This window comes from Mesorhizobium sp. M0408, from assembly GCF_040321495.1.
Classification (GTDB): Bacteria; Pseudomonadota; Alphaproteobacteria; order Rhizobiales; family Rhizobiaceae; genus Mesorhizobium.
Window position 1 is genome coordinate 14,556 of record NZ_JAMYRO010000048.1, and the last position, 12,989, is coordinate 27,544.

At 58.2% G+C, this 12,989-nt stretch carries 11 protein-coding genes and 4 pseudogenes; 9 read left to right on the forward strand and 6 right to left on the reverse strand.

The features are described from left to right. Positions 1 to 30: 30 nt before the first annotated feature. The 7 genes and pseudogenes from NKI67_RS31835 to NKI67_RS31865 form a co-directional block, all read left to right on the forward strand. Positions 31 to 613: pseudogene (locus NKI67_RS31835) on the forward strand (MFS transporter); the annotation flags it as partial. A 230-nt stretch (positions 614 to 843) separates the two neighbouring features. After that, entirely contained in the window at positions 844 to 1,788 is a 945-nt protein-coding gene (locus tag NKI67_RS31840) for an FAD-dependent oxidoreductase (protein WP_352648814.1), read from the forward strand. Positions 1,789 to 2,017: 229 nt separating this feature from the next. Next, positions 2,018 to 2,725, forward strand: coding sequence for a glutathione S-transferase family protein (locus tag NKI67_RS31845; protein WP_352648816.1), 708 nt, complete (start codon positions 2,018 to 2,020; stop codon positions 2,723 to 2,725). A 67-nt stretch (positions 2,726 to 2,792) separates the two neighbouring features. Then, positions 2,793 to 3,089: pseudogene (locus NKI67_RS31850) on the forward strand (integrase core domain-containing protein); the annotation flags it as partial. Between the two features lie 522 nt (positions 3,090 to 3,611). After that, complete coding sequence (locus tag NKI67_RS31855) at positions 3,612 to 3,902, forward strand: hypothetical protein (protein ID WP_352648818.1); 291 nt, start codon at positions 3,612 to 3,614, stop codon at positions 3,900 to 3,902. Positions 3,903 to 4,174: 272 nt separating this feature from the next. Further along, the gene (locus NKI67_RS31860; protein ID WP_352648820.1) at positions 4,175 to 4,768 is read left to right on the forward strand and encodes a hypothetical protein; all 594 of its coding nucleotides are present in this window, start codon (positions 4,175 to 4,177) and stop codon (positions 4,766 to 4,768) included. A gap of 18 nt (positions 4,769 to 4,786) precedes the next feature. Continuing rightward, positions 4,787 to 5,293 carry a YjaZ family protein gene (locus NKI67_RS31865; protein WP_352648822.1) on the forward strand — a complete coding sequence of 169 codons (507 nt, stop codon included), beginning with the start codon at positions 4,787 to 4,789 and terminating at the stop codon, positions 5,291 to 5,293. Positions 5,294 to 5,505: 212 nt separating this feature from the next. Here NKI67_RS31865 and NKI67_RS31870 read toward each other — a convergent pair whose 3' ends face one another. The 5 genes and pseudogenes from NKI67_RS31870 to NKI67_RS31890 all read right to left on the reverse strand — a co-directional run bounded on the left by NKI67_RS31870 (position 5,506) and on the right by NKI67_RS31890 (position 8,572). Further along, entirely contained in the window at positions 5,506 to 5,706 is a 201-nt protein-coding gene (locus NKI67_RS31870) for a RusA family crossover junction endodeoxyribonuclease (protein WP_352648838.1), read from the reverse strand. 214 nt (positions 5,707 to 5,920) lie between these two features. Further along, positions 5,921 to 6,409: a DUF4238 domain-containing protein gene (locus tag NKI67_RS31875; protein ID WP_352648824.1), complete on the reverse strand. Its 489-nt coding sequence runs from the start codon at positions 6,407 to 6,409 to the stop codon at positions 5,921 to 5,923. 146 nt (positions 6,410 to 6,555) lie between these two features. Continuing rightward, positions 6,556 to 7,053 (reverse strand): hypothetical protein, encoded by a 498-nt coding sequence (locus NKI67_RS31880; RefSeq protein WP_352648828.1) that lies wholly within the window; start codon positions 7,051 to 7,053, stop codon positions 6,556 to 6,558. 284 nt (positions 7,054 to 7,337) lie between these two features. Continuing rightward, positions 7,338 to 7,874 (reverse strand): annotated as a pseudogene (locus tag NKI67_RS31885) (DDE-type integrase/transposase/recombinase); the annotation flags it as partial. Between the two features lie 95 nt (positions 7,875 to 7,969). Beyond that, the gene (locus tag NKI67_RS31890) at positions 7,970 to 8,572 is read right to left on the reverse strand and encodes a hypothetical protein (RefSeq protein ID WP_352648830.1); all 603 of its coding nucleotides are present in this window, start codon (positions 8,570 to 8,572) and stop codon (positions 7,970 to 7,972) included. Positions 8,573 to 8,884: 312 nt separating this feature from the next. Between NKI67_RS31890 and NKI67_RS31895 the strand changes: the two genes are divergently transcribed. Then, positions 8,885 to 11,779, forward strand: a complete 2,895-nt coding sequence (locus NKI67_RS31895) for a Dyp-type peroxidase (RefSeq protein WP_352648832.1) — start codon at positions 8,885 to 8,887, stop codon at positions 11,777 to 11,779. A gap of 121 nt (positions 11,780 to 11,900) precedes the next feature. After that, complete coding sequence (locus NKI67_RS31900; RefSeq protein ID WP_352648834.1) at positions 11,901 to 12,194, forward strand: putative quinol monooxygenase; 294 nt, start codon at positions 11,901 to 11,903, stop codon at positions 12,192 to 12,194. 125 nt (positions 12,195 to 12,319) lie between these two features. Here the strand turns inward: NKI67_RS31900 and NKI67_RS31905 are convergent. Then, positions 12,320 to 12,902 (reverse strand): annotated as a pseudogene (locus tag NKI67_RS31905) (tRNA-dihydrouridine synthase); the annotation flags it as partial. Positions 12,903 to 12,989: the final 87 nt, after the last annotated feature.

Consider the following 12,989-nt stretch of genomic DNA (forward strand, 5'->3'; position numbering starts at 1 on the left):
TCAGTTTCCCGCAGACCAATGGCTCCAACAATGAAGATCGAAGCGCTATCCGGATGGACACGCGAGCAAAAACACGTGGTCGCGGCGAGTTTCTCGGCTGGACGCTCGACGCATTCGATTTTTCTTGTTGGTGTTCGTCCTCAAGGATATCGCTGCCGAATTCCAGACCGATATTTCGAACGTCACCATTGCGATCCTGCTCACCCTGGCCATGAGGCCGATCGGAGCTTTCGTCTTCGGCCGGGCGGCTGATCGCTGGGGCCGCCGACCGAACGTGATCGTCAACATCCTCCCCTACTCCGTCCTCGAGTTCGCCTCGGGGTTCGCGCCGAGCCTGACGGCGCTTATCGCGCTGCGAGCTTTGTATGGCATCGCCATGGGCGGCGAGTAGGGCGTGGGCGCGTCGCTGACAATGGAGAGCGTCCCTGCCCACGCGCGCGGCTTCGTCTCGGGACTTCTGCAGTCTGGCTACCCTGCTGGCTACTTCCTGGCTTCTATCGTCTACGGCCTGCTGTTCCAGTACATCGGCTGGCGCGGCATGTTCATGGTCGGCGTGCTCCCCGCACTGCTCATCCTCTACGTCCGAAGGAACGTGCCGGAGTCGCCGAGCTGGAGCCGCGACGGAGCAGCCAGGCACGGCGGCACGCTCGCTGTCGTGAAGTCGCACGCGGGCGTCGAGGTCGTGAGGTCTCGCGCTGTGCTCGAGGACGCGCATACGGTGCGCCTCCTCAAAGACGGCCGTCGCGTGCGGGCGCGCACGATCCTGATTGCGACAGGCGCACGGCCCGAACTCCTCCCTTCAACGGCATCGAGCTCGGCATCACCTCGGATGACATCTTCGACTTGAAGACATTCCCGAGGAAGCTTGTTATCGGCGGCGCGGGATACATCGCAATGGAGTTCGCTGGCCTGTTTGCCGCGTTGGGAAGCGACGTCACCGTCGTCTGCCGCGGAAGCAATGTCCTGCGCGGCTTCGACGAGGACGTGCGCCAGGCGGTCGCCGCGTCCTACACGAATCGTGGCATCAAGCTGATGCTTTGCGACAGTATCCGCCGTCTTGAGCGGCCGGACGTGCACGTCGGCGGTGGCGACCACGCGGGAAGAATCGACGTTACGACCGAACAGGGCGGAAGGCTGGTGGCCGACCAGGTGCTGCTCGCCTTCGGGCGCAGCCCGAACACGACCTCGCTTGGACTGGACCGCGCTGGGGTCAAGACTGGGACAGACGGCTCAATCGTTGTCGACGCGAGCTCCCGCACGAATGTCCCTAACATCTACGCCGTGGGTGACGTGTCGAACCGGTTCAACCTGACGCCCGTCGCGATCCGCGAAGGCCACGCGTTCGCTGACAGCGTGTTCGGCGAGAAAGCCTGGCAGGTCGACTACTCCAATGTGCCAACCGCGGTCTTCTCCAACCCGGAGATCGGCACCGTTGGCCTGACCGAGCTGGAAGCGAGGGCGAAATACCATGCTGTCGACGTCTACAAGGTCCGCTTCCGGCCGCTGAAGGCCGCCGTGACGGGCGATTGCGAGGCCTCGCTTTTGAAGGTCATTGTGGATTTCGAGACGGACCGCATCCTCGGGATCCACATCTTCGCTGAGGAGGCCAGCGACATGATCCAGGTGCTGGCGATCGCCGTCTGCAGCGGAGCCACCATGAAAGACTTCATGTCGGTCATGGCCGTGCACCCGACGGTCGGCGAGGAGATCGTCGCCATGCAGACGCCGACGGTGCGTTACGATCGGCGCGACGCTTCGACCCCGCTCGTCCCAAGCGCCGTCCTTTGACGCCACCGGCTCGCGCCCGAAAGGGCCCGCTCGGAACATTGCGGGTCGCCGAGCCGCTCATTATAGGTTGCCGGCCTCAAGCGGCCGGGAATGAAATCGATAACGCTGCGTCACTTCCGTAGCGGCGGAAGCGCTGGCAATGTCGCGCCGGTCGCCTGAATCAGCGGCCCCGTCGACCCGGCGCGCGGCCCTTGCGCGCAGTCAGTCTGAAATCCTGAAGGTGAGCGCGATGATCCGCTTCTATTTTCACCCGACGCCCAATCCTGCCAAGGTGGCCCTGTTCTTGGAGGAGTCCGGGCTAACGTATGAGCTGGTGCCGGTCGACACGAGCAAGGGCGAACAACATCGGCCCTCATTTCGCGCCGTCAATCCCAACGGCAAGGTGCCCGTCATCGTCGACACCGAAGGCCTGGGCGGCAAAGAGGCGCGGGTTTTCGATTCCAGCGCCATTCTGCTGTACCTCGCCGAGAAAACAGGCCGCTTCCTCGGGCAGCCCGCCGATCGGGGTGAGCTTTTATCGTGGCTTTTCTTCCTCGGAACGGGCCTCGGACCCTTCTCGGGACAGGCCGTGCATTTCCAATTTGCAGCTCCCGACGGCCTCGACTACGCCGTCAACAGATATCGCCGCGAAGCGGAGCGCCACTATCGCGTACTCGACAGTCAACTCGCCGGCCGCGACTATATCGTAGGGTCCGACTACACGATCGTCGACATGTCCGCCTGGGGTTGGATCGATCGTGCCTCCCGTGTGATGAAGGGGGCGGCCGACCCCCTGGCCGCCTTCCCTAACATCAAGCGGTGGTTCGCCGGGATCGACGCTCGCCCAGCGGTTGCGAAGGCTCGGGCAGTTGGGCAGGATCACGAATTCAAGAAGACGAACGACGAGGAAACGAAACGCGCTCTCTTCCCGTCAAATTACCCTGCGGCCAACGCCTAGGCGTCCGGGTGTCATCATGTGCACCGCTGTCTCGGCTGCCGCCACTCCTTCATTCCTTAGGTGCTATGGCAGCGAGTTCACCTCGAACGCCATCCTCTCCTGGGCGGATCAGAACCGCGTCGAATGGCATTACATTGCGCCCGGCAAGCCGATGCAGAATGGCTTCATCGAGAGCTTCAACGGCCGACTGCGCGATGAACTGCTCAACGAGACGCTGTTTACTTCGCTGGCTCAGGCACGCGCCGCCATCGCCCTGTGGCGCGCCGACTACAACACCGCGCGGCCGCATTCCCAAATCGCCTGGCAGACACCGGCCGAGTTCGCCACCGCCAGTAGCGGTCATCCGCCGCCGGTTCTCAAATGACCGAAGTGGGGCCGTCAGCGGACTGGCAGCTTGTGGCTAATCAAATGCTAAGGAGGACGTTGAGGTAGCTAGATCAGACCTCTTGCCAGACGTTTGCTGGTGGGTTGGCGTGGGCGCCCGTTCACCGACGACGAGCTGATGGGCTTTGATATCGTCAATCTTCTTGGCAAGCCTTGCTTATTGAACATCGCGCAGAAGGCGAAGCGCAATGGCGGGACCAAGTCCTTCGTCCAGTCAACCAAGTGCTGGCCTGCCGGGTGAGGAACCGAAGGCGACCTTTAATCCGCTGCTGAAATTCTCGCTTGAGGCCGATGACTACGACGCCTCGGTATGCGTTGGCCTGACCAGCCGGCTAAAGGAGAAACTCTCTCTCGCCACAACGGAAGGAGCGCAACGGCATCACTGCGGCGCCGGTCGCGAAGCGAAATCCCTTTTTAAGGGTTCGTCCTATGAAACTACGCGACTACCCCGAAGCTTGCCGAGTGGGCCGAATGCCTGAGCTTCAAGGGCGAAATCGAAGCCATGGAGCCGATACGCGCCGAGATTCTGCGGCGCCAGGTCGAGACCGGCGAAACCAGCGTCGAGCATGACGGCTGGATATCCACTCTTACGAAAGAGAAGGTGTCGGCCGCCCTCATCGAGCGGCAGTACTGCTATCCCAAAGACGAGCTGCCGGGCGATATCTGTGTGGAGACGATGGAATTGAAGCTCAGCGAAGAGCTGGTGCTCCGGTGGCTCAAGGAGAAGGGGCCACGATTTCAAGCCAAGAGGCATCCGTTTCGCCAGGAAGAGCCTCCGCGCGGACAAAAATGACAACTCACCGCTTCATAGAATCAATCTGTTTATGCAGCGTGGGCATTCTTTTGAGTGCAAAAAGGCTACTTTTGTTCCGATTGGCATCCTGACACTCAACTTTCGAAGTATAGGAATAAATTCACTATATCATTGATTCTACAGTGATTTCTATAACTCAACTTTCAAGAAACCCTGAAAATACGGGAACCCGCGCGATTCTCCCGATCATGGCTTGCGTCCTATGAGTGCTGGCCTTATATGTTGCCGCAACTGCAACGGGACACAGGGTCATGGCGACGCTTTTTGAGAAGCTTCAGCTTCAGAAAGAGGAATACCGGAAGAGGATCGAGGAAATCGACCTGCTGGTGTCCCTCTTGCAGAAGTACGGCATCGAGGACGTGATCGCGGAGGACCAGCAAGGCGAAGCTGAAAAGCTTTTTGAAGCGGTGGGGGATAAGGCCGCATCGATGCCTCCAGCTGGAAAGCGCAGGCGCTTGTTCGATTTCACCCCGCTCCGCAGTCATCCGCCGTCCACGACCGACCGCCCTAGCAGAAACCTACCGAGAAAGAGGATGTCACAGGTGGTGACGCAGATCCTCACCGAACGGCAGAAGCCCATGACCCGCAACGAAATGGTCGATGCGCTGGAGTTGAAAGGCATTCCGGTGGCCGGCGTCGATCCGCCCAAGGCCATTGGCACCATACTCTGGCGGATGCGCGACGAGTTCGTGAATTTGCCTGGCTGGGGTTACTGGCTGATTGGCGAGGACTTCGCGCCAGCGGCCTACAAGGGGCTTGGTCAGGCACCGCTAGGGGAAGCCGAGGACGACGAAACGCAATCGCAGACGGCGCTAGGCCTGCCCAAGCCTGATGAACAGGGGTGACTGGAGCCCGCATACGCCATGTACGGCACGAAACGCATCCAGGGGGTGGCATACCCCCTTCAGCACCTGAACCCGTTCACAATGACGGTGGCGCCTCAGACCCCTGGGGCGCCCTCGTACAAGGTGCACGTGCGTTTCGGCTCCCACACTTTCACGCGCGAATGGCAGGCTGCCGACCCTATTGACCACCAGGTCAATTACAATGGCGACATTCGGTGCTTTTGCACGACGCGGCACGGCTTGTCGGCGCATCTGCCCGACATGATCCGTGCATCGGCCAACGGGAAGGTGCACTTCAGCTTGAAGGACAATTATCTTGTCTTGACCAACATGCCCGGCTGCACCGGCCCCTACGTGGCGTTCTTCTCGATGAAGCCTTCGAACTCCAACAAGTACGACGCCTTCATGTTCGTGCAAAGCGCGCACGAGCGTGCTGTGTTTCCGAAGCAGCTGCCGTCCATCAGCATGCCCACGCTGGTGTCGAAGGTTGTTAGGGAGTTGCCTATCATCCGGCCAAAAAAATAGCCCCCGAAGGGGCTATCTTTTGGCCCGGAGGCCTGTACGAGAATTCTCTTACGTCTGCACTCCGCAGAACCATTTCTGGCAGGCCCGCTGTTTTTCACTCGTCAGCAGCGTGGTCTGTATTTAGGCCAATATCCGTTGTCTGACAAGGGTTTTTGTCCTCACAAATCGTTAACGCCGTCTGTGAGCACGTCTGTCCGTAGTGGCTAGCCCCTTCACGTACACCGCTTCATAGCTCCGTATATCACCCTTGTTTCGTTGATTTCACAATATTTTTTGGTGCAGCGCACACCGACCACCTGTTCGTCGTCTACCCACACTCCGGCCTGGGTCATTGCGTCCAAAGTACTCTTCGCCAGGTTGTCCACATCGCCTCTGGGCCACCCACTGCGTATGCGTTCTGCGTTTTTTAAAATCGCTTGCTGGTGGACGCTCGATACACGCTATGAGAACTCGTACACGGCCCTCGTACTGCGTCGGTGCGAGCTTCCTGATCGGCTTCAGCCTGTTTCTTCCAGCGGCATATTTTTGAAATAATGCACGCCCCAGAGTGTCACCTTTGGCCGAGGCACGGTGGCGACTTTGTAGGGTAGAATGAATTCCAGTGGGAGCCATCCTGCGCCGCTCGCATCACATGGCCATATTCTTTCTTCTCTTAAAATCCTCCTGCACCTGCTCAAGGCGAGATAGACTTCGCATCTTCCCGAGACGGTCGAAAACAAATTCAGTCTGGGTTTCATCGCTCCCATAGACCAATTGGTTTGCGCCTCCGAGAACTTGTTCGTTGATCATCATAACCAACTCCTCATGAGAGTGGCTGCGGAGCCAATTTGAATGATCCCGATTGTGGACAGCGACAAACAAACGATGGGGACCTACCGGAAGCAGAATGTGCGAATCTGGCAGGTTTAGCTGTTTTGACATCACAGCAGGCCTGTGCGACGTGAGGAGCTCAAAACGTGCCCCGTCGAGCTCAACAATGGTCCAGTGCATCTGGGTAATGGTTGATATGATAATTTCGCTGCTCATCATTCTTCGGATCATCGAAAATGCCGATTGAACGGCATCAGCTACCCGCTTACCGTAAAAAGCGCGCCGACCACGGGCAATCGTATCCACCGACTTCATCCCCCTCCATCCGCTCGCCGAGGCAAGCGGATGGTCGCAGATCGCCATCAACCAGGGGGGGTCAAAATTGGACGCCGATTCCCCGCCTTAGGGGGTCAAAATTGCACGCCGAAACACAAAGAGGCCGATACGCAGGCCTACATTGCGGGGCGGGTCAGTTGCTGTTCTAATCCCAGAAGATTATCGAAGCGCTTCTGAGCATTTTCCTTCGCCCAATCGTTCTGTTTCATGAACTCCTCCAGCGTCGGTCCGGTTAGCCCGCCGTTTTGCGTGCCTTTGCCTTGACCGGTACTTGCTTCGAGGGCAGCGATACGATCCGTCGCCGCTTTAAGCGCCGCAGCGAGTTCGGTGATCTGACTGCGGACTTGGACCTCGTTTTGTGCAGTGTCTGCAACGCTTCGGGTGAGTGCAGCCGATTCCAGCCGAGTAGTGAACTTGATGCTTTTGTCAGACCACTCGAAGTTGCTTACGTACGGCACAAGCACCACGGCCGCGCCGATCGCGATCATCAGGCTATGCCCGGTTGACACTGCCCTATTCGTGATTATTGCAAGCAGTGCGGCTGAGAAAATTACACCCCCACCAATCCAAAATAGCGTACTGTTGATTTGCACGCCTACGGCTTGCGCATCCATGTTTACTTCCTCCCAATTTCATCGGCATAGTAATCAGCTTTCCCAGGTATGTCAGCCGAGCTTAGCGATATGCATACTGATGACGACCGGGTCCTGGCCAGGCGCAAAATTGCAATTGACGATATCCTGTAGACGTGCCGTAGCGGCCATCACGCCAAATCCTTCCTTGGTGAAGGGTGGCTTTCGTTGAAGACACACTCGGCGAGCAATAGGTTAGTGAGAGCCGGCGAGAAGGCATGGAACGCCACTATGCGGCCAATCATCCAAAAATGCCTATCGGGGACCGGCGCGATGAAGTGCCATTTCCACCTGATGATCCTTCGACCAGGCGAGGATCGCGTTCGAGGTGAACTCGGTGCCGTGGTCAGAGGCGATCATGCCCGGCTTGCCGCGCCGGGCGATCAGTTCCGTCAGTTCACGCGCCACCCGGCGGCCGGAGATCGAGGTGTCCGGGATCGCAGCCAGGCATTCGCGCGTCACGTCGTCGACGATTTTGAGGACGCGGAAGCGCCGGCCGCAGGCGAACTGATCATGGACGCCAGCGACCAGCGCGCGTTCAGCTTCGCGTGGACCAGGATCGGTGCCCGCGTTCCTACCGCTCGGCGCCTGAAGCGCCGCTTGCGCACGGCCAGTCCTTCTTCGCGGTATAGCCGGTAGATGCGGTTGATACCCGATGCCTCGCCTTCGCGCCTGAGCAGAATGAACAGCCGCCGATAGCCGAAGCGCCGGCGCTCGTTGGCCAGGTCGCGTAGCCGGCCGCGCAGTGCCGCCTCAGGTGGGCGACAAGAACGATACCGGATCACCTTGCGATCAGCGTTGACCCCAGATCGCCGGATGAACTTCAATCGTGCGTACTTTGCCCCTAGTTGGAGCATGCGGTCGCCCATGACGCTTCTCCAATCTTGCTAGAAGCCATTTACGAAAAAGGTCGACGCTTGTCGCCTGCACTTGCCGCCCTCTTGCTTGAGCTACTCGCAGCGACGATCTGCAGCGAGTGTTCGATTGAGATACAAACGGCTAGGATCGCGATGCCGACCGCGGCTTGGTTCGCAAAGAAAAAATGGTAGAACGCTGCGGCGCCGCCCACTTCCAACACCGTGGCTATGATATCCCAGGGGCTGAGTAGTTCTGCTGACAACGAACTCTCGGCATACACAGCGATTGCAGCCGCATGCTTCAAGTGCATAAGCGCCAGTAAAACGATCAAGGCAGCAACAAATCCAATTTGTGGGATCAGTGTCAGCCATAAAACCCAAAGAAGGGACTCAGAAAAGATAATCAGGGCTAACTTCGCTAGCAGCGACACTGGTCTCTCAATCTGCTCGGGCTTCTCACGAGCATTGGCCACGACAAGTCCTGCCAAGACTGACAACTCGATAGCCTCTCCAGCTATGAGCGCCAAGAAACCTACAAGGGGTCGTCCTTGGTCAACTTGGTACAGCCACCAGGAAATTCCGGCCACTTCCGCCGCAGTTGCTAGGAGCAAACCGATCAGCGCGAACACAATCCGGTAATTCATCTTAGCCCCCAAGCGTTGCAACACACCGATTCGATCGAACTCCCGTTTCAGGATAGCATTTCCAGATTCGGAATAACATACACTAGGTGTGGCGAGCAGCCTTCACCGCTATTTCCGCCCACGGAAGCCTGACGTAATTCGCGAATATATCCTCCCGCGCGTAAGCTTCGTTGCATGATGGAAAGATTGATAATTTGACGCGGCTGTTTATATAGTACAGTCTGCCGCAGCGCATATACCGGAAGCGTGGGGTCAATATCGGTTTCCGTTCGCCGTTTCACTCGCCGGTAGTCGATGTTTTGGGGTCAGCATATGAGCAACGGCCACACGCGCGTAGAAGCCACAACCATTCATTCGTTCGTGACTGTGGCAATCCCTTTCGACAAGAAATTCGTAAAGGAAGTCGAGTTGTGCCTCGACGGTATCGGAAACCCTGCCAGCCCAAAACTCGCCATACCGCTCGACCGAGAATCATTCGTGCACTTTTTGAGTATGAGCGTCTTCAACGGCGATGATGCCCCACAAGCGTTTGTTATTCTCGAACTGTCCGCGGACGGCCCGGTCGAGTCGGTCCTGAACCGGCTCGCACGAGCAATTGCTCCAATCCTCACGGAAGTGTTGGACAAGGCGCATGTAAGTATTCGCGGCATGCCCCTGGGCGACTTCCTGAGGCGACACCATCATGGTGTCGGCCAAGGCTGGTTCTCGACCCCTGGCGTCAATTTCGACGGCAGCCCAGAAATGTCGGTGCCACGTATTGTCAAAGAAGCTCAGCTTGCTCGGATCGCTTCGGATATTCTGGAGGCGTATCCACCTTCAACTTCCGCCCTTGCAACACTCAACTTCATACGCAGCAAAGTTAAAACTGATCCGAGTCTCGAGAAACTTCGGTGGGTCTTCGAGGAGCCGCTTCCGCCAGCGCCTTCACTTCGTGCGGCACCTAATCCTTGGAAGGCCGTACCGCCGATCATTTTGTCGGCGATTGCCAGCCTGTTCTGGCCGTTCCTCTTAATTGCGCTGGCGGCGTCAGCGGCAGGTTGGATTTTTGACAGCTTGGGAACTGGATTCTGGCTGTTTGTGCTTGTCTTAGCACTGATGTTCGGCGTCTCTTACCTTTGGTTTCGCCGCAAGGAGCATTCAGACCTCCCTGATGATCGTCCGCCGTCCGCAAAAGACGTAAAGACCTTCATGGAACGTGAAAACTTCACGGCCCAAAATCATCTCGCTGCCGCATCGACAATGAAGGGAGGGCCATTTCGCCGATTTACTCTGCGCATAGGTCTTTGGGTCGCAGGACAACTAGCACTGCATTTTTCTAGGCCGAGCTTCCTCGGACCTACTGGGGTTATCCATTTTGCCCGTTGGATACTGCTGCCCGGCACGAATACTCTCTTCTTCTATTCAAACTTCGACGGCGCCTGGGAAAGCTACCTCGAGAACTTCGTCGAAGAGGCACACCAGGGCGTCACCGGAATATGGAGCAACACCGTAGGATTTCCCAAAACGTCCAACCTATTCGGACAAGGGGCAGCGGATGGTGATCGCCTACGCCGGTGGACTCGCCGACAACAATATCCCTCGCGGACCTGGTACACGGCCTACCCCTCATTCACATTGGCGCGAATCCGTACCAATGCGGCCATTCGGCAAGGCTTCATTCAGGCTTTAACGGAGGCAGATGCTGCTGACTGGCTGTCATGCTTTGGCTCAGCCCCGAGACCTCCAGACGCGCTGGAATCGCGCGAAATTCCCACGCTAGTGTTCGGAGGTCTGAAAAGGTTGGGTTTCGCAACTTGCTTAATCCTACGGTTCACTGTGGATCCCCGCCGAAACCGATCTTGGCTTGCGAAAATCGAAAACGACATAAGTTACGGCGACTCTCTACTGGTGAAGGAGGCGCTGGTTGTTGGGCTATCGCAAACGGGGCTTCTTGGCCTCGGACTAGCTAAGCAAGATCTCGAGACATTTCCCGTCCCTTTCCAACATGGCAGCGATGCGCCTTGGCGTGCACGCGCGCTCGGTGATGTTGACATTGACGCTCCCGACGAGTGGTGGTGGGGCAACGGCCCGGAAAACCGAGCCGACGCGATAATGCTGATCTACGCGGATACCCAAGATCGTCTGAATGGGCGAGTGACGCGGCATAGGGAAGAATTGGACGGAATCGAGGTTGCGTACGAGCTGCCTCTTTCGACAATCCCAGCTGGATCGCAGGACCCATATCGGCAAGAGCCTCGAGAGCCCAATGTGACAGAGCCCTTTGGGTTTGTCGATGGCGTGTCGCAACCTATCATCCGCGGCACACCGCAGGCGCAACTTACCAAGGAAAGCATCCATCTGGTCTCTCCCGGCGAATTCATCGTCGGATATCCTGACAACCTAGGCTACCTGCCGCCAACTGCGTCCGTGGCGGCTGGAGACGATCCACAGAATCTCTTGCCCTCTGTAGGGTTCGATCCGTTTCGGCAGCGCCCGGACTTTTCCACGCCGCAGACCTTGGACAGGCGCGATTTGGGACGGAATGGCACCTTCCTCGTTGTCCGGCAGTTGGAACAGGATGTCCAAAGCTTTAATGATTTCATCGCCGAGGCGGCTAACGCCCTGACCGGCAATCCGCGAATACCGCCGAATTTGCGAGCTCCACTTGATGAGTGGATACCAGCCAAGATGGTCGGGCGCTGGAAGGATGGAACCTCGCTGGTACGCTATCCTTTCGCACCCGGCACCGCCGCTCGGGCTTCGGCGCGTCCCGACAACGAATTTCTATTCGGCAAGGAAGATCCGCGCGGTCTCCGTTGCCCGTTCGGCGCTCATATCCGGCGCGCGAATCCGCGCGAAAGCTTCGATCCGGGATCGACTGTCCAGCTTTCCATCAGCAACAAGCATCGCATTTATCGAGTTGGTCGACCCTATTCGGCAGATGTAACCGAATCGAAAAGACCGGGCTTGATGTTCATGTGCCTTAATGCGGACATTGAACGCCAGTTTGAGTTCGTACAGCAAGTCTGGGCGGGCGCGCCGAGCTTCCACGGTTTGGAGAAGGAATTCGATCCAATTCTTGGGTATCCGGGGACAGCCTATCAACTCACCATCCCGACCGCGACAGGACCACTCTATCTGAAGGGGATGCGTGATTTCGTGACTGTTCGCGGAAGTGGATACTTCTTTCTCCCGGGCAGAACAGCCGTGCGATACCTTGCGCGGTAACGCTACTTATGCGCCCGTTAACGAGGAGCGAGTCGATACCAGACTGTCCACGACATTGGCGTAGCTACCGTAGGCATCACGACAGCGGACGATCAAAAATTGCAGGATGCAACTCATAACAATGCATTCAGATTCATTCGCCAGTGAGATTTACAACGAGCGTGAGCCGAACAACAGCCCAAACAGAGAAGTGGGCAGCACCCGCGTTTTCGCAGGAGACCGAGGAGGCCAGCGACGATGCCCCAATGTCTTCTACTTCTACGAGAACTGGACCAACCGGGCGGCGCTCGACGTCCATCTCAATCTTCCCTATCTGAAGGAATGGTTCGCGCGGCACGACGATTCCTTGCCAAGAAGGTCGAACTCCGCTTCTTCACCATGCGCAGCGCCTACGACAAGTACGCGGAGTGCCTGACTTTGGCCGGAAAGCGGGGAGCTAGGAAGATGGCGGGACTTCGGTGGGGCCTGATCGGGGCGACGGTGATCGGACGGGAATGGATGATCGGCGTCATTCGCGAGGCAGGAGGCGAGATCGCAGCGGTGATAGGCCGCGCGGCCGAGCATGACGCCGTCCACATGGTCGAGATGGCGAATGGCCTCGTCGAGTCTGGATGCCGCCATTGATACCGATGAAGCGATCCGGGTTCTTCTCTTCAGCCGATAGACGCGGTCATAGTCGAGCGGCGGCAGTCCAGACTGCATCAGCCAAGGCATCGAGCGCGATCTCCTGATCCTGCTCGTCGACGCCGATGCGACACTTCACGGTAACGGGGATGGCCGCCGCCTGCTTCATCGCGGCGACACAGGTGCCGACCAGCACCGGCGTGCGCATCAGGCAGGCGCCGAACGTGCCGGACTGCACGCGATCTGACGGGCAGCCGACATTGAGGTTGATCTCGTCATAGCCAAGACCCTCGCCGATCCGTGCGGCCTCCGCCAGCTTCGCCGGCTCGGACCCGCCGAGTTGCAGCGCGACCGGATGCTCGCCCGGATCGAAGCCGAGCAGGCGCTGGCGATCGCAATGGATCACGGCATCAGCAACGACCATCTCGGTGTAAAGCAGCGCGCCGCGCGTGAGTTGGCGATGCAGGAAGCGACAATGCCGATCCGTCCAGTCCATCATGGGTAAGCGCGAATTTCCCCGCACCTTTTGCTGTTGAGTGCTCTGATGCATGAGGTGTCCACCAAAATAGGTGGACACCTTGTGATG